The organism is Serratia sp. CY44782 (assembly GCF_052168715.1).
In the GTDB taxonomy this organism is placed as follows: domain Bacteria; phylum Pseudomonadota; class Gammaproteobacteria; order Enterobacterales; family Enterobacteriaceae; genus Serratia; species Serratia nevei.
This window is the reverse complement of sequence record NZ_JBJNME010000006.1, coordinates 258,730-275,299: the sequence shown is the minus strand read 5'-3', so window position 1 is coordinate 275,299 and position 16,570 is coordinate 258,730. Positions and strand designations below refer to the sequence as shown.

Genomic DNA, 16,570 nt, shown 5'->3' with positions numbered 1-16,570 from the left:
CAATACTAAGTAAGCATGGTAAAATAGTCATAAAAATCACCACTGGCACAGTGATGTTATTAAAATTAATACACTGTTTGGAATCCACAATAAATCGTGGAAAGGAAAAAGACTACTTGCACCATCATAAAATACAAGTTCCATAAAAAAGGCCAAATTTTAGAATAAAATTTGGCCTATTAAAACACTTTGTAAAACTCAAAAAGACGCTTTATTTATTGACACTCCTGGTAATTTCTTTCAAAGCACTACTAAATTCTTTAGTTACTAACTTTTCAGAAAGATCATTTTTTAAGAGGCCAAAATTATACTCTCTATTTTTTTTATCAACACCATCATCGATAAAGTCGTACCACCAAACACCTTCTATATAATTCATTTTACTTGCCGATGTTATATATTCATAAGCGTATTTCGCGACTTCTGCGTCAGAGAGATTTGCCCCACCATCATATGCTGGATATCCAACCTCCGTGATATAGAAAGGAATTTTCTTACCTATGATTTTAACTAACTCAGCTTGGTAAAGGTCAATTCTCTTAAGATTAAGCTTTGGATCGGCAACAGTTCTATTCTGGTAAGAATAAGGATGCAAAGAGATTCCATCCACATAGTTAAGTATGCCTAGCTGTACGAGTGTAATTCCCCAGTTCTTGTCAGTATTATCGAGAGGATTAAAGCCGCCGGCAATGACTATTGCTGCCGGATTCTCTTTCTTCACTGCTTGTGAAGTTTTTTTAACCAACTGAAAATAGGCCTCAGCTGAAATATTATTAGCCGCATCCTGGGCCTGTCCACTGCGATGAGACCATTCATTCCAAACTTCAAAAATCTCAGCCTTGCCTTTAAAATGTCTAGCTGTCCATGCCGCATAATTAACGAAAGCGTCCATCGCTAATGGTGAAAGAGGTTTTCCTCCCCCATAGTTTTTATTACCATAGTCTAATATGATCAATGGAGAGATTCCATTGCCTTTAGCAATATTGATAAGCTTATCGGTTGTATCATTTGAACTCGTCAATATTCCTTTTGTAATCTCTACATTACTCCATGGATAGTCAGTTCGGAACGACTTAATTTGATACTTTTCCATCAAACCAATAAGTTCCTCTGCACTACCTTTAAATTCATTAGGATGAACTCCAACTCCAGGGTAGAATCCATATGAGTACCCAACACCTGAAATCAAGTAAATAAAGACGAATATGTGAAATATTTTCTTCATGACAGTACCTTTCTCATGAAACCAACCTGTTTATACAGAGATTCACCCCAAAAATCAGTATTTAATAACTTATCGCCTTTGAACAACTGAAAGCATTCCACTTATTGTTTACATACTCCTCCATTTCTGATTGGAATCGCGAGACGGAAAAACGTAATGCATTATCACGGCAATCTTGTGGAAGAATAGAAGTACTAATTTTCTCAAAACTAGAAACCGCATCAACAATAGCAGCTATTTCTTGGGTGGGAAAAAATAATCCTGTCGCTTTCGACTCACCAAATGGACGTATAGTTTCTAAAGAGCCACCTTTGCCAAAAGCAATTACAGGCGTCCCACAAGCTTGTGCTTCAACCGGAGTAATACCGAAGTCCTCTTCGGCTGCAAAAACAAATGCTTTTGCTTTCTGCATACATTCAAGCATAACATCATTTGATTGATAACCGAGAATCTCTACATTTTTTTTGGCTTTTGACTTTATTTTAGTCATTTCTGAACCATCACCTATCACAACAAGCCTTTTATCAGGCATGTGACTAAATGCTTCAACAATAAGATCTATTCTTTTATAAGGAACCATTCGTGAAGCTGTAAAGTAAAAGTCTTCTTTATCATCTTGATAGCTGAAACGTTCAACATCTACTGGTGGATATATTACATCAGCCTCGCGCCCGTAAACTTTCTTAATTCTTCGCGCAATAAATTTCGAGTTAGCGATAAAATGATCAACTCCATTCGCAGTTCGATAGTCCCACATTCTCATTTTATGTAGAATCCATCGAGCAAGATGACCTTTCATGCCTTTATCTAAACCCGCCTCTTTCAAATATTGGTGTTGCAGATCCCACGCATAGCGGATCGGTGAGTGCACGTAACTAATATGCAACTGATCAGGCCCTGTTAATACACCTTTAGCAACGGCATGGCTGCTAGAAATAATAACATCATGGGATGAAACGTCTAATTGCTCGATAGCAAATGGCATGAGAGGTAGATATTTTTGATAAGCGCTTGCTTTTGGAAGCTTTTGTATAAATGTTGTATTTGCCTTCTTACCTAGAAATTTAACACGTGCATCATCAGATAAAAAATCAACAACTGAATATAGCGTAGTTGATGGATAAATATTAATAATCTCTTGAATAACCTTTTCAGCGCCTGCAAACGTCACAAGCCAGTCAGCAACGACACCCACATTCATTTGACTACTATTCATTTTTCATCCTAAAATCAAAAAGACTTTAACTAAAATTATGAGCTTTCTAAGCTTATGATTAAATCATTTAATTTTTTCGCAGAATTATCCCAAGAAAATCTTTTTACGTTCCTAAAACCACGTTCAATTAAGTCACTTCTTATTGACTGGTCATTGATGAGTAATTCCATTGCTTTTATTATATCCTCTTCATCATCAGGTGAAAAATATAACACGCTGTCAGATAGAACCTCTGGTAACGATGCCCGATTCGAAGATGCTACCGGGCATCCGCATGCTTGAGCTTCTAGTGGTGGGATACCGAACCCCTCATAAAATGATGGGAATATAAATGCCAGTGCATTTGAATAAAGCTTGACCAACTCTTCATCAGACACTCTTCCTAAAAATTTTATACTACTTAAATCGTCATGTTCGATAGCCGAATTTAGCCTAGGATTAGCAAAGTTCTTATTCCAGCCACCTATTATTTTCAATTGAATACCATGTTCATTCGGCATTTTTTTAAAAGCACTTACTAATCCATGGAAATTCTTATGAAAATTAGAAGAAGAGACCGCCAAAAAGTATCTGTCCCCACTTTTTTCATCTACTTTCCGAGTAAAATCGCTGTTAGTTGAGTTGTATATGACATGAGTCTTGCTGAGATCATAGCCATACGCAGCGCAAATCTCACCTTTAGAAAACTCACTAACAGTAATTAATGCCTTACTGGTTCTTAATATAATTGGAATAATTGCATTATAAAGCATCCTGAATTTTAATGAATAACTATTGGGATATCTTTTATACGTTATATCGTGATGAGTCACTATTTTGTTCTTATAAAAAACAGGGGCTGTATTACTTAGATTAATCAGGAGAGAATCACCACGTCCTTTTAAATACTTAGGGAGATCATATTGTTCCCAAATATGCCCTGTATTCTTACCAATTATTTCAACATTACCTAACTGTGTAACTCTAGGGTAATTAACATTAGGAGGGCATAGTATTTTTATATCATCACGAAACTTCTTTAAGTGAATGGATATCTCTTCAGCAAAACGCTGAACACCGGTGACCTCTTGTGTAAGGAATCGTCCATTTATATATATCACAGCATTTAATTCCTTGATATTCAGACTATTTTGTCACATTCTCTAGTATTTCGCACCAGCGCTGTTTAATACTCGCCTGGCTAAACTTAGAATCGGCCACATCCCTACTATTCTTTCCCATTAAAGCTCGCAGTTCTGGCTCGTTAATAAGAGATGACAATTTTTTAATAAACGCTTCCTTATCATCCTGAGCTATAATGTAACCATTATAGCCATCAATTATAATGTCTCTGATACCCGGCGCGCAGTCATAGCTAATTAATGGCATCCCGCTAGCAGCAGCCTCAATCAAACACATTGGCATTCCCTCATATTTTGAGGTTAAAAGCATAATATCAGCAGTCCCGAGAGCTTTATCTATGTCGTTCGAAAAACCATGCATGGTGATAACATCACTACAATTCTTAGTCACTATCAGCTCAGCGAGTTTCTTTTCATCAGGGCCACTTCCGTAAACATCGAGCCCCCAACCATTTAGTTTGTTGTGATTTTTAAGGGACTCCATTATTTCTATGGCATGGGACAGTTGCTTCTGTCCCTCATCAATACGGCCAAGAAATATAATTCTCTTGTTACTTTCAGATCCCTTTCTATCGGCTATGCAAATGGTAGTACTATTAGGTACATAAGTCCCATTACTAGCGCTAAATTTCTCATGATATATTTCCGCATCTGCTTTTGATAAAAAAACAATCCTATCAATAAATTGGTGTTTTTTCTTCAACAGCGTTGACGTCACCTTACCGGTCAAATAATGCTCCAAGGAAAAATGAACCATTAATATCTTCTTATACTTATTGTTATTAAATTCTATATTTTTTATACTTGTATGAAATACCACATCTGGAGAAAACGAATCTATGCATCTGCTAATCGCTCTTTTCAGCAAAAGATCGTGTAATCGGTAAAATTTATCGTTGTACTTGAAAAGTACTACATGAGGAAATACGTAACAAATATTAATTCCTTCAGCAAGATTTAGATCTGATGCGGCATTTTTAACTTTTTGGTAAAGACTAACAATTGTTACTTCGTGGCCATTCAATTGTAGAAGATTCGCCAGTTCAATCGTTGCCTTTTCTGTTCCACCAATCTTATGGATACATTGAACAACCATAACTACTTTCATAAAATCCCCGTCCTTGATCGGTTAAACAAGGTAATAGAAAAACTCTTTATTAAACCAAGGATAACTTTTCCATAGTTCCATACCTTCTAATGCACCGCCACTATACAGCGGACCCAAAAGCAGTATTTTCAAAGTAAAAAAAGCAATAAGAATTACTTTAAAAACTAATGCTGCCCTATAGAAGGCAATAAACATAAGAAAGCCGGGAAGGTAAGAAACCATCAACATTAAAATTCTATCTGACGCTAAAGGAAGCGGCAGAAAAATGATATACATTGCACCACCAAAAACTAGCAGACTATTCCATCTTTCGTTAACTTTGCTTCTAAAGAAAATCGCTCCGCACCACATAATAATAAGAAATTTAAAAAAAGAATCCAGGTTGAAACCTGACAATTCCGTGGAGGCATAGTAATTGAATTTATAAGTTGCTGCCCCTAGCAAACTACTACCTAGTACATACGATAAGAATATTGTAAACAATGAAACAAAACCAATACTTATTAATAATATTATGTACTTTTTATATCTATCCTCTCCCATTAATGTTGTGATAACAAAAAACAATAAGACAGAACTCAAATGAGAAAATACTGCCAACGCGAAAAATATAACAAAGGATAGTTTTTTCTTTTCAGTCCAAAGCGACAAGGCATACAAAAGAAACACAGTAGATATCATCTGTCTCATCAACTGTGTAGTACTAAATAGAACGAACAATCCCAAAGATGCCGCTACACATAATGCTCTTTTATCCGCATCTATGTTCTTTAGAGCATATTTCTCAAGCCATATATAGAATAGTGTCAAGCAAAGTGCGGTAACGGAAAAGAAAATATAAACCGGATTTTCAATGTTAAAAACAGAACCGATTATTTTAAAATATAAAGGTAAAATAAACTCTATACCACCTGAAAAATCATGATAGAAAATTGATTCCCCATGTTGCATCAGTTGATATACGTAATAGTTAACGTTAAAATCGTCACCCAGTACCATTAATGTATTACGGGATGCTGCAATAAACGAACCACTTATGATAGCGATAATAGCCACATTGATCCTAAGGATCCTTAGTGAGAATCCCTGAATCGCAAGATAGATCAGTGAACCATAAAATCCCAATAATGGAGAAAATGCAGCAATTCCCCATAGAAGAAATGAACCTAAGAAAAATATCAGACTGGCATCTGTCTTTATCGTTCTGCTTTCATATTCAGTTAACACTATCAGTCCTTTTCTTCTAAAGAATTGTGCCTATTTGATAGCTGTTGCGCCCGTACATAACTGTAAAATTTCCTAAGAAAAAAGAGTCGTTTTTTTAAAAAAGCTTTAAAAACCAAAGGAAGTGTTCGGTAGGATGTGAATTTTATTATTTCATAAATAGAGAAACTTTCATTTTGCCCCAGTTTAAAATTAACATAAAGGGCTTTCTTTTGTCTCTCATCCATAAGATCTGCGTGGACATTAGTAAACCGCTCAAAACCATTTTTCACCTTATTGCTAGTAGAAATCCTTTGATGTTCATGCTCCATATGCATAATATAGCTTACGTTACCAACTCGATACCCGTTACCAAATTTATTGCAAAGACGAACCCAACAATCATAATCTTGCCAAGCAGGGAATGACGTATCAAATCCTCCAATATCTTGCAGGTATTTCGTTTTAGTCAGTACTTGATTCCCTACAATGTTTGAGCTAAGTAAATCATCCAGGCTAACTGCTCCGCGTTTGGTATAGCCAAACGAAGTTACTTCTTTCTCCCTCATTTCGATGCCACTACAAACAAATGCGTAGCGACTGTTTGCTAAACAAAGGGCACTAAATAATTCCTCAAGCCTGGTTTCAGTGAACTCGTCATCATCATCCAAACCAGTGATATATTCACCTTTCGCCTCGAATATTCCCAAATTGCGAGCTGCACATGCCCCTTTCGGGGTTGGATTTTTTAAATAGCGAATGTTTTTATATTTTTCTTTTAGTAAAGTAACAACTTGCTCAGTGTCATCAGATGAGCCATCATCACAAATTATTATCTCGACATTTTTATAAGTCTGTCTAAGTACTGAGGACACTGCCCGCTTAAGCATTTCACTTCGATTATGCGTAGGAATGTATACTGAGATCAGTGCATTATTCATATTCAAACTCTTAATTAAGATCAGGTTCTGAATAAAATCAGAACCTGATAAAAACTAACGGACTAATTAGCCACTAACATCATGTATTCGATGATTTATAGTCGTATTGATAATAACCGTAATATCCTGACGCCTTTTTGCGAACGGCATTTAGGATAACTCCTTTAATCTCAACACCACTTTGCTCAAATCGACGAATACTTACCTCAATTTCTTTCAAAGGTGTTACATCAAAACGCGCAACCATTAATGATGTCCCAGCTTGCTTGCCTATAATAGCGGCATCGGTAACAGCTAATATAGGTGGTGTATCAATTAACACAATATCGTAATTTTTTGATACCGTACTTATCAGGTGTTCGAAATTCTTATGCATTAGCAATTCTGATGGGTTAGGTGGAACTTGGCCCCTTCCCATAAAATCTAATCCGTCAATTTTTGTTCTGAAAATTGCTTGTTCAATAGAATCTTTACCAGACAATACCGACGATAAGCCTGCATCATTCTTTCCATCTGTAAAGAGTTTATGTGAATAGCCTTTACGCATATCTCCATCAATGAACAATACGCGCAATCCACTCAATGCAACCGTTGCCGCCAAGTTAGCACAAACAAATGTTTTACCAATGCCTGGGCTAGCACCGGAGATAACTATTACGTTATTTTTTGCTTCCATCATTGCGAAATGCAAACTTGTCCGCAGGCTTCTGATGGCCTCCATAGCCAGATCAGCGGGATTGCCGACCGCTAGTAAAGAATCATTGCTAACGTGATTCTTTGTAAACTTCATCTTGGCTAGGTTTTTTGTGACCTGACTAACCTGCCATTCCGAAAGTGGGATACTTGCATATACACTTATACCATTCTCCTCAAGCTGTTCCGCACTTTCAATTCCGCGGTGTAACAAACTCATAAGAACAACATAGCCTGAGGATATAACCAGTCCTGCTATCATTGCAGCTAATACGAGGATTGTTTTCTTCGGTTTTACAGGTTTAGGTTGTGTTATTGCATTATCAACAATTCGAACGTTACCGATAGTACTTGCCTTGTTTATATTGAGCTCTTGTTGTTTATTCAACAACTGCATATAAACTTCTTGCCCCGATTGAACATCACGTGTCAACCGCAAGATCTCTTGCTGAGTCTTTGGCATACTGCTGACGCGCTTATTCAATTTTTCCTTTTCGTTTTCTAGTGTTTTTCTTTTTTCTAAAAGAGCTTTATATGCAGGATGCTCTTTCGTATAAAGTTTAGATATTTCAGCCTCACTAAACGTCAATTGATTAAGCTGTGATTCAACAGAAACCATTGTATCAAGTACAGACTTTGCTTCCAGAGACAGATCAACGGAGTCATTCTGCTGACGGTAACTATTGAGCTTATTTTCCGAACTGTCTAGGTTTGCACGAATAATGGGAAGTTGTTCTTTGAGAAATTCAAGGCTTTTCGCGGCTTCTTCAGATTTCCGCTCAACATTCTGGCGCAAATAATTTTGACTAATTCCATCCACGATTTTACGGATAAGGACCGGGTCTGGACCAGTTAAAGATATCTCTAAAACACCAGTTTCCTTTCCTTTATCTGAAACCGTAAGCCTGTCCAATATGTCATTGATAGACTCTAATCGTGTATGTTTGGTAATAGTAAAGCTCGTACCCGCAGGGGCATTAATGCCACTAATCAGCAAATTCACGCCATTGTGAGACTCAAAATTATTAACTGTCCCCTTAAATAAGTCGCCACCATCAAAGGAAACCTCATAACTATTTTTATCAAGGATGGTAACCTTTATTTCCTGATCTTTGTCAGCCCAAGCTTCAGGTAATGAAAGCCTGGAAACAGCAATCTCAGCCGGTTTCTCCCCCTTTAGTCGGTTAAATCCCTTTCCGAATACTGGGAAATAATCTTGATTAGTTTCGATGTCAAGATTCAGATCATCAACCGTTTTACCTATAACCATGCGTGATTGAATGAGCTCTATTTCTGACGCAGAAGCGGACGAATTTGTCGGCAGCATCGATGATATGTCATTCAACAATGAGCTACCAATATTCTTTTCGACCTGAACTAATGCATCAGCGCGGTAAATGGGCGTTGAAAACAATGCATACATAATGCCTATCAGGGTTATTAAGGCTGTTACCGCACAAATTAACCATCGATTGTCAACCAAAGTAGCCATCAATCGTGTTATATCCAACTCACTCAAGACATCCGAAGATGGAACCGACTTCTTTTTATCTGACATAACTATTCCAATTCAGCTCTTTAACGCCGTAGCCCACAGTTTCGATGAGGCTTCAAGTGATCGGTATACAAAGTCAAATGCTTCGCGACTTTGCTTGTAAGGATCGGCTATTTCTCTATGATTATCCCAATGGCCGAAAAGCATTATCTTTCCCCGCATTTCAGGGACAAGCTGACATACTGCCTCGATATGTTTTCTTTCCATTACGAGTAATAGATCATGATCTCTGCACATTTCTTTTGTTAACTGTCTTGCTACATGTCCACCTAAACTTAACCCATAAGACCTTGCGACTTCTTCTGCACTGCTATCTGCAGCATGCCCAACAACCGCACTAATGCCTGCTGAATGGATTTTCTTCTCTGGTAGTTCACGTTGCAGCAAACGCTCCCCTGTTGGGGAGCGGCAAATATTACCAACACATATAACCAAAACTGAATCAAACATTATAAGCCTCTCTCGAACGACTAAGGCCAGTTACGAATACGCAGCGACCCTTCGCTAAGGTCGTTGAAACCTGTGATTGTTGGTACCAATTGGCTAATAACGCGGTTCCAACGAACTACAGGTGCAGTAGTGACATATACAATATCGTAGGGTTGTAATTGGAACTCGGTTCCCATCACCATAGCAGCCGCATCTGAGGCATTAAGTTGATAAATATTAGCCAATTTTTGACCTTCAGTACCTCGTAGAGGACGAATGACGAAGACCCCTGTTGCATCAGCGAAACTTTGATCCATCCCCTCAGCATTACCTAATGCCTCAGTTAAGGTCATACCACTGCGATCCATTTTGAGAGTGGCCTGTTTTTTGACTTCCCCCATGACGAATACTTTTAGATCGTCATTTCGGGGTATGTAAAGAATATCGCCAGGATAGAGTAAACGGTTTTGTGTCAAATCACCACGCTGCATCAGTGCTTGCAGAGAAATACGCTGCTCTTTACCATTATGGGTCAGAACTACATTACGCCAATCCGCATTCTCCGATAGCCCCCCTGCTGCGTTAATAGCATCCATTACCGTTAAGGGAACGTTCGTTATCGGTTGCTGACCTGATTTAGCAACTTCACCTGTTACGTACGTTTTTTGTGAACGAAAAGCAGCAATACTGACATCAACTTGAGGGCTTTCAATGAATTGCGCCAAACGATTTGCGATTTCACTACGAACTTGGCTCATCGTCTTACCGACAACCTTAACCTTCCCAATGTAAGGGTAGAAAATCGTCCCATCAGAGTTGACCCAGTTGCCTGTATCACTCGCGCTGCGATACTGCCCCGCAGGGGTCGTCAGTTCTGGATGATCCCATACGGTCACCATCAACACATCGCCGACACCTATACGATATTCATAGTTTTGCAATTCACGCTCAAGTGAGGAGTTAGTTTGTGCAACAACAGGCTTTGGTCTCATTTTTTCAACCAGACCTGGCGTCATTGGGTAAATATTAACCAGCCTGTCAAGGTCAAAATCGCTATCTTGTTGTTTGACGACATCTTTGCCGCTGGTTGAAAGATGAGAGCCAGGCACGATAGTACAACCGCTAACCACACTGATAGATACCAAAAGCGGTATCAGTTTCCATTGTTTTTTTGCCATCGAGTTATCATCACTTTCAAAGTAAAAAATGCATGTAATGCCAAGCCCCATGCCAACCATGGCACCTACCGCGGCACTTAGCGAAATGAGTTGTCAACGCTTGCACAAAGACACCATAAGATGCGCTTTCATTGAGCAAGCGTTGAATTCAAATTTGTTAGGCTTAAACTCTCGGAACATTATTGCATAGTTCATAAAAAAAAGAGCAGCGTAAGCCGCATAGTTTTATCCGAGACCTAGCCGCAATTGCTGGAATAATGCCTCGTCTCAGCCATAACAGCATAGGGTGAGCTTTACAAAGAAAGTTGTTCAGCCCACTCGCGAAAGGCCTTGCCCTGCGTTGGGTGGCGCAAGCCATAAGTCACGAATGCCCGCAAGTAGCCCATCTTCTCACCGCAGTTAAACGACTCACCAACTAATTCAGTGGCTTCTACCGTCTGCTGTTTCAGCAATCCGGCAATCGCGTCCGTCAACTGAATGCGCCCCCAGGCGCCTGGCTCGGTTTTTTCCAAAATGGGCCAGATAGCGGCTGAAAGCACATAGCGCCCAACGGCTGAATAGTTGGATTGCAGCTGAACACCACTGTCCGGCTTTTCGATGATGGCGGTAATGGGTGAGGATTCACCTTGCCGCAACGCACTGTTCTGGCACTCCACAACAGAATAGTCGCGCAAAACATGTTCATCCACGGGTTGGATTAGCACCTGACTCAAACCCGTCTCTTCGAAGCGGGAAATGAGGTGAGCCAGATTATCTTTTTTTAGATCGGCTTTAGCATCGTCAAGCAACACATCCGGCAACAGCACCACGAAAGGAGCGTCTCCGACCAGCGGTTTGGCGCAAAGTACCGCGTGACCAAGCCCTTTAGGCTGCCCTTGTCGAATATGCATCAACGTTACACCTTTCGGCGTTATCGATTGGACCTCATCCAACAACTGGCGCTTAACGCGTGCCTCAAGCATCGCTTCCAATTCAAAGGACGTATCGAAATGGTTTTCTATTGCATTTTTAGATGAATGCGTAACCAAAATGATCTCTTTGATACCCGCCGCTACGCACTCATTAACAATGTATTGGATCAAAGGCTTATCGACGATCGGCAACATCTCTTTAGGAATCGCTTTGGTCGCCGGTAGCATGTGCATACCCAGGCCAGCGACAGGAATGACAGCTTTTAACTTCGTCATACTCGTCCTCTTCAATCTTGTGAACGCACTCAGCCACAATGTTACTTGTTATTCAAATTCAGCTTCAACCATTGAGCGAAATCTTCACCTTCAGTGGTATGACGCAGACCGTATTGCACAAAGGCTTTCATATATCCCAACTTATCACCACAGTCATGAGACTTACCGCTCATATGGAAGGCCTCCACCGTTTGCTCATCCATCAGCATGGCGATCGCATCAGTCAACTGGATCTCATCGCCGGCACCAGGCGGCGTCTTCTCCAGCAGCGGCCAAATCGCGCCTGAAAGCACGTATCGCCCAACGACAGCCAAGTTGGAAGGCGCTTCCTCACGAGAGGGTTTTTCTACCACCGCCGACATCGGCGCGCTTTCACCGGCGGCCAGCACCACACCTGCGCAGTCCACTACGCCATATTTGGATACATCCTGCTCTGGTACCGGCTCAACCATGATTTGGCTACGCCCTGTGTCCTCAAAGCGTTGGATCATTTTAGCCAGATTTTCTTTACGCAGATCCGCAGTGGCGTCATCCAACAGCACGTCAGGCAGCAATACAACGAAGGGCGAGTCTCCCACCATCGGCTTCGCACACAACACCGCATGCCCAAGCCCTTTCGCTTGCCCTTGACGCACTTGCATCACGGTCACATCCGGTGGGCAGATGTTTTGTACTTCAGCCAGCAGTTGGCGTTTTACACGCGCTTCCAACACAGCTTCCAACTCGAAGGAAGTATCAAAATGGTTTTCAATCGCATTCTTGGACGAATGAGTGACCAATACTATGTCTTTGATACCGGCGGCAACACATTCGCTAACGATGTATTGGATAAGTGGCTTATCGACCACTGGCAGCATTTCTTTAGGAATCGCCTTGGTTGCCGGCAACATGCGGGTTCCCAAACCCGCTACAGGGATCACAGCTTTTAGTCTTTTCTGCATTTCCACTTCCACAAGCAAATAACTGATTTATTTGGCATATACCCCACCAATCAGGCAAGATATTGTAATGAAAAAAGTCGCTCAGGCACGCTACCGCCCTTGGCTTATAGCTGCCAAAGTGCTATTGATTCAGTATTTGTTGGCGATTATCCGGGATTATCATCACGCTTCTACACACAATAGAGTCCGTGTACCAACACAAATATTTGTCACTCACAAAACGGCAAAAAAATCTGTGCCTTATAACTAAACAATGCTAGTTTTTGCCACTTATGAGGCTAAGATTCTTATACTATTGACCTATTGATACAAGCCTTAGATACTTGACACTGGGTGTTTTCAGAATAAGACTACTAACGTGTTGAGTCCATGCGAATATTGGCATAACCTACCCACCTCAATATGTTGATTTAGTTAGCTTTTAAGGCATGTCTTTTTTCTGAACAAGCGCGTCCACGATTTGTACAGTACTTTCCTCGCTACTCTGAGTTACGCGATGAAGGTTAATGATTTATACATTACTATTTTTCTGTTTTATCCTATACAGCCCGGATTAAAGTTGAATTTTGCCGCCTCAGCGCCCATCATTCCCCTGCGGCATAAGCCGTAGAACTTACAGGTGAAATTGGGCGTATGGAATGGATCGCTGATCCAACAATTTGGGCCGGCCTGGCCACATTGGTCGTGCTGGAAATCGTTCTGGGTATAGACAACCTTGTCTTCATCGCCATTCTGGCGGACAAACTACCAAAACAACAAAGAGATAAGGCTCGTGTCGTCGGTCTGTTGCTGGCGCTGGTCATGCGCCTGGCGCTGCTCGCTTCCATCTCGTGGTTAGCGACGCTGACCAAACCGATGTTTATCGTCGCGGAGCACCCCTTCAGCGGCCGCGATCTGATCATGCTGGTCGGCGGGATATTCTTGCTGTTCAAAGCCACCATGGAGCTTAATGAGCGGCTGGAAGGCAAGGATGAAGAGCAGCACGGCGCACGCAAAGGCGCGCGTTTCTGGCCGGTGGTGGCGCAGATCGTGGTGTTGGACGCTGTCTTCTCCCTCGACTCGGTGATCACCGCAGTCGGCATGGTCGACCACCTGGCGGTGATGATGATCGCGGTGTGTATCGCCATCGGCCTGATGCTGCTGGCCAGCAAGCCGCTGACGCGCTTCGTCAACGCTCACCCGACTATCGTTATCCTGTGCCTGAGCTTCCTGCTGATGATCGGCTTCAGCCTGGTGGCGGAGGGCTTCGGCTACCACATTCCGAAAGGTTACCTCTACGCGGCGATCGGCTTCTCGGTGATGATCGAAGCATTGAACCAACTGGCACAGTTCAACCGCCGGCGCTTCCTGTCGAAGGTGCGGCCACTGCGCGAGCGCACCGCCGAAGCGGTACTGCGCATGCTGAGTGGTAAACACGAAGAAGCGGAGGTCGACAGCCACTCCGCCAACCTGCTGGCGGACAGCGACAGCGAAAACGGCGAGATCTTCAATCAGCAAGAGCGGCGCATGATCGAACGCGTGTTGGGCATGGCGCAGCGCACCGTCAGCAGCATCATGACTTCGCGTCACGATGTCGAATACCTTGAGCTGAACGATCCGCAGGAGAAACTGACGCAGCTGCTTGAGCGTAATCAGCACACGCGCATCGTGGTGGTGGAAAGCAGCGCCAGCGACGAACCGCTGGGCGTGATCCACACTATCGACGTCCTCAAACAGCAGTTGGCGCAAGCGCCGCTGGATCTGCGCGCGCTGATACGTCAACCGCTGATCTTCCCGGAACAGCTCACGCTGTTAAGCGCCCTGGAGCAGTTCCGCCAGGCGCAGACGCACTTTGCCTTTGTGGTCGACGAGTTCGGCTCCGTCGAAGGTATCGTCACCCTGACGGACGTGATGGAAACCATCGCCGGCAATCTGCCGGAGGCCGGCGAAGAGGTGGACGCACGCCATGACATTCAGCAAAACGAAGACGGCAGCTGGATTGCCAACGGCTATATGCCGCTGGAAGATCTGGTGCTGTACCTGCCGATGCCGCTGGAAGACAAGCGCGAATACCACACGCTGGCGGGGCTGCTGATGGAACACAGCCAGCGTGTGCCGCAAGAAGGCGAGCAAATCAAGATCGGTGACTATCTGTTCGAACCGCTGGAGGTTAACAGCCACCGCATTCTGAAAGTGAAGATCACCCTGCCTCCCCCACCGGAGGACTACGAGGTTTAGCATTGAGGCCGGGCATCGCCCGGCCTTTCTTTTACTGGGGAACCAACAGCTCGGTCGCCACGATCACCACCACCAACCCGACAATCACCGGCACCGAAGTGCGTTTCACCACCTCGAACGGCGAGATTTTCGCCATGCCGGAAACCGCCACCACCACGCCGGAGACCGGCGACAGCGTGCGGCCGAGGTTAGACGCCTGCAGCATCGGGATCACCAGATAGGCCGGATTCACGCCCATTTGCGCCGCCAGTTTCGGGATCAGTTCGACAAACGCATAAAACGGCGCATTGCCGGAACCGGTAGTCATGGCCGCCAGCATGGTGATCACCACCAGCACCAACATCATGATCAAACCGCCGGTGCCGAACGACTGTGCCAGCCCGATCAAGCCGCTGATAAAGCCAACGGTGCTCAGCCCCTGCGCGAATACACCCGCGGCCACCAGCAGCATCACCACGCTGGCGAAAGCGTCCGCCATGCCGCGATAGGCCACTTCCAGGCCGCTGAATACCTGTTTGGCGCTGAAGCTGCGCACAAACTCGATCACGGCCGCCAACAGTATGCACCCGACCAGTACGGTAATGATGTGCAGCTCCGGCCCCCATTTTCCGTCGAAAATCAGCACGCCGAGGATCGGCGTAAATGGCAAAATCGCATAGAACCCCGGCGCGTGGGTGTTGATTTCGCTGACGTCCATGATGTGATGCTGTTCATTGTTCTTTTTGTCGAGATAGCGCTGCCAGAAAAAGTGCGCCACGGCCATGCAGACGATGGCGGCAATCGAGATCGGCAGCGTGGTTTTGAACGCGAAGTCCACCAGCGGCATCTCCGCCGCCTTGGCCGCCAGCACCACGTCGCCAGAGGTCGGCGCCAGGATAATCGCCGCCGGCGAAGCGCAAATGGCCGCCGCCGCCCCGCGGCTGATGCCAACGTTCACCATCAACGGGAACAGCGTCGCCATCAGCAATACGCCGAGGCCAGTGGCGGAAGAGACCGCCAATGACATCAGGCAAGCGACAAAATAGGCCGCCACCATCAGCAGATAAGGCGAGTTGATCATCTGCAACGGGCGCGAGGCCAGCTTGACGACCACGTCGTTGGCGCCGATATGCGTCATGTAAGCGGCGAAACCACACAGCATCATGATCATCATGCCCAGATCGCCGCCGCGGCTCATCAGCAAGATCTTGACGTATTCGATAATATCGGTCGCGCGCCAGCCGGTAGACGCGGCGCCGGACGGCAACAGCGTTTTCCCCATTAGGGCGCTGATACCGAGCAGCAGTAACCCGCCCACCATCAAGACGCCGGTGGCGGAATACCCCTTGATGATGTAACGGCCCACGCCCGCCGCCACTACGGCGCCAATAAGAAGCTCTATCATGTTTCCTCAACTCGTCATGTTTTCGCGCTCAGGCGCATAGTCATAGCAGAACAGTCCCTTACTCTGCACAAACTGCGCGCGAGTCTTCATGACCTTCATCAAGGTAACGGAGAGAAATTATCGCGGGAAACATCGAGATTGACGCGGGCCACAATGCGACCCGCGTCAGAGG

General features: G+C 43.8%; 14 protein-coding genes. 2 read left to right on the top strand and 12 right to left on the bottom strand.

Features of this window, described 5'->3' with window-relative positions; translation table 11 throughout:
- Positions 1 to 211: 211 nt before the first annotated feature.
- The 11 genes from ACJ8HT_RS13655 to galU all read right to left on the bottom strand — a co-directional run bounded on the left by ACJ8HT_RS13655 (position 212) and on the right by galU (position 12,797).
- Positions 212 to 1,225, bottom strand: a complete 1,014-nt coding sequence (locus ACJ8HT_RS13655) for a glycosyl hydrolase (protein ID WP_197652107.1) — start codon at positions 1,223 to 1,225, stop codon at positions 212 to 214.
- A 61-nt stretch (positions 1,226 to 1,286) separates the two neighbouring features.
- On the bottom strand, positions 1,287 to 2,441 hold the full coding sequence (locus ACJ8HT_RS13650; protein ID WP_197652108.1) for a glycosyltransferase: 1,155 nt from the start codon (positions 2,439 to 2,441) through the stop codon (positions 1,287 to 1,289).
- 35 nt (positions 2,442 to 2,476) lie between these two features.
- Positions 2,477 to 3,541 carry a glycosyltransferase family 4 protein gene (locus tag ACJ8HT_RS13645; RefSeq protein ID WP_197652109.1) on the bottom strand — a complete coding sequence of 355 codons (1,065 nt, stop codon included), beginning with the start codon at positions 3,539 to 3,541 and terminating at the stop codon, positions 2,477 to 2,479.
- Positions 3,542 to 3,566: 25 nt separating this feature from the next.
- Complete coding sequence (locus tag ACJ8HT_RS13640) at positions 3,567 to 4,670, bottom strand: glycosyltransferase (protein ID WP_197652110.1); 1,104 nt, start codon at positions 4,668 to 4,670, stop codon at positions 3,567 to 3,569.
- A gap of 21 nt (positions 4,671 to 4,691) precedes the next feature.
- The gene (locus ACJ8HT_RS13635) at positions 4,692 to 5,897 is read right to left on the bottom strand and encodes an EpsG family protein (protein ID WP_197652111.1); all 1,206 of its coding nucleotides are present in this window, start codon (positions 5,895 to 5,897) and stop codon (positions 4,692 to 4,694) included.
- A gap of 2 nt (positions 5,898 to 5,899) precedes the next feature.
- On the bottom strand, positions 5,900 to 6,814 hold the full coding sequence (locus ACJ8HT_RS13630; RefSeq protein ID WP_197652112.1) for a glycosyltransferase: 915 nt from the start codon (positions 6,812 to 6,814) through the stop codon (positions 5,900 to 5,902).
- 79 nt (positions 6,815 to 6,893) lie between these two features.
- The gene (gene wzc, locus ACJ8HT_RS13625) at positions 6,894 to 9,065 is read right to left on the bottom strand and encodes a tyrosine-protein kinase Wzc (protein WP_197652113.1); all 2,172 of its coding nucleotides are present in this window, start codon (positions 9,063 to 9,065) and stop codon (positions 6,894 to 6,896) included.
- A gap of 12 nt (positions 9,066 to 9,077) precedes the next feature.
- Positions 9,078 to 9,512 (bottom strand): arsenate reductase/protein-tyrosine-phosphatase family protein, encoded by a 435-nt coding sequence (locus tag ACJ8HT_RS13620; RefSeq protein ID WP_197652114.1) that lies wholly within the window; start codon positions 9,510 to 9,512, stop codon positions 9,078 to 9,080.
- Positions 9,513 to 9,532: 20 nt separating this feature from the next.
- Positions 9,533 to 10,669 carry a polysaccharide export protein gene (locus tag ACJ8HT_RS13615; protein ID WP_197652115.1) on the bottom strand — a complete coding sequence of 379 codons (1,137 nt, stop codon included), beginning with the start codon at positions 10,667 to 10,669 and terminating at the stop codon, positions 9,533 to 9,535.
- A gap of 293 nt (positions 10,670 to 10,962) precedes the next feature.
- Positions 10,963 to 11,856, bottom strand: a complete 894-nt coding sequence (locus tag ACJ8HT_RS13610) for a sugar phosphate nucleotidyltransferase (RefSeq protein WP_197652116.1) — start codon at positions 11,854 to 11,856, stop codon at positions 10,963 to 10,965.
- A gap of 41 nt (positions 11,857 to 11,897) precedes the next feature.
- On the bottom strand, positions 11,898 to 12,797 hold the full coding sequence (galU, locus tag ACJ8HT_RS13605) for a UTP--glucose-1-phosphate uridylyltransferase GalU (protein WP_197652117.1): 900 nt from the start codon (positions 12,795 to 12,797) through the stop codon (positions 11,898 to 11,900).
- A 67-nt stretch (positions 12,798 to 12,864) separates the two neighbouring features.
- On the opposite strand from galU, the gene ACJ8HT_RS13600 reads away from it, so the two are divergent.
- Together ACJ8HT_RS13600 and ACJ8HT_RS13595 are read left to right on the top strand one after the other, a co-directional pair.
- The gene (locus tag ACJ8HT_RS13600; RefSeq protein WP_197652118.1) at positions 12,865 to 13,047 is read left to right on the top strand and encodes a hypothetical protein; all 183 of its coding nucleotides are present in this window, start codon (positions 12,865 to 12,867) and stop codon (positions 13,045 to 13,047) included.
- A 383-nt stretch (positions 13,048 to 13,430) separates the two neighbouring features.
- Positions 13,431 to 15,014: a TerC family protein gene (locus ACJ8HT_RS13595; protein ID WP_197652119.1), complete on the top strand. Its 1,584-nt coding sequence runs from the start codon at positions 13,431 to 13,433 to the stop codon at positions 15,012 to 15,014.
- Positions 15,015 to 15,045: 31 nt separating this feature from the next.
- On the opposite strand, the gene dcuC is transcribed toward ACJ8HT_RS13595, so the two are convergent.
- A complete protein-coding gene (gene dcuC, locus ACJ8HT_RS13590; RefSeq protein WP_060421426.1) occupies positions 15,046 to 16,398 on the bottom strand; it encodes an anaerobic C4-dicarboxylate transporter DcuC in 1,353 nt (450 codons plus the stop codon).
- Positions 16,399 to 16,570 lie beyond the last annotated feature (172 nt).

Excerpts from the sequence above, each read along its gene's own strand:
- ACJ8HT_RS13655 (WP_197652107.1), bottom strand. The coding sequence starts at position 1,225 with ATGAAGAAAATATTTCACATATTCGTCTTTATTTACTTGATTTCAGGT.
- ACJ8HT_RS13650 (WP_197652108.1), bottom strand. The coding sequence starts at position 2,441 with ATGAATAGTAGTCAAATGAATGTGGGTGTCGTTGCTGACTGGCTTGTG.
- ACJ8HT_RS13640 (WP_197652110.1), bottom strand. The coding sequence starts at position 4,670 with ATGAAAGTAGTTATGGTTGTTCAATGTATCCATAAGATTGGTGGAACA.
- ACJ8HT_RS13630 (WP_197652112.1), bottom strand. The coding sequence starts at position 6,814 with ATGAATAATGCACTGATCTCAGTATACATTCCTACGCATAATCGAAGT.
- wzc (WP_197652113.1), bottom strand. The coding sequence starts at position 9,065 with ATGTCAGATAAAAAGAAGTCGGTTCCATCTTCGGATGTCTTGAGTGAG.
- ACJ8HT_RS13620 (WP_197652114.1), bottom strand. The coding sequence starts at position 9,512 with ATGTTTGATTCAGTTTTGGTTATATGTGTTGGTAATATTTGCCGCTCC.
- ACJ8HT_RS13615 (WP_197652115.1), bottom strand. The coding sequence starts at position 10,669 with ATGGCAAAAAAACAATGGAAACTGATACCGCTTTTGGTATCTATCAGT.
- ACJ8HT_RS13610 (WP_197652116.1), bottom strand. The coding sequence starts at position 11,856 with ATGACGAAGTTAAAAGCTGTCATTCCTGTCGCTGGCCTGGGTATGCAC.
- galU (WP_197652117.1), bottom strand. The coding sequence starts at position 12,797 with ATGCAGAAAAGACTAAAAGCTGTGATCCCTGTAGCGGGTTTGGGAACC.
- ACJ8HT_RS13600 (WP_197652118.1), top strand. The coding sequence starts at position 12,865 with ATGAAAAAAGTCGCTCAGGCACGCTACCGCCCTTGGCTTATAGCTGCC.
- ACJ8HT_RS13595 (WP_197652119.1), top strand. The coding sequence starts at position 13,431 with ATGGAATGGATCGCTGATCCAACAATTTGGGCCGGCCTGGCCACATTG.
- dcuC (WP_060421426.1), bottom strand. The coding sequence starts at position 16,398 with ATGATAGAGCTTCTTATTGGCGCCGTAGTGGCGGCGGGCGTGGGCCGT.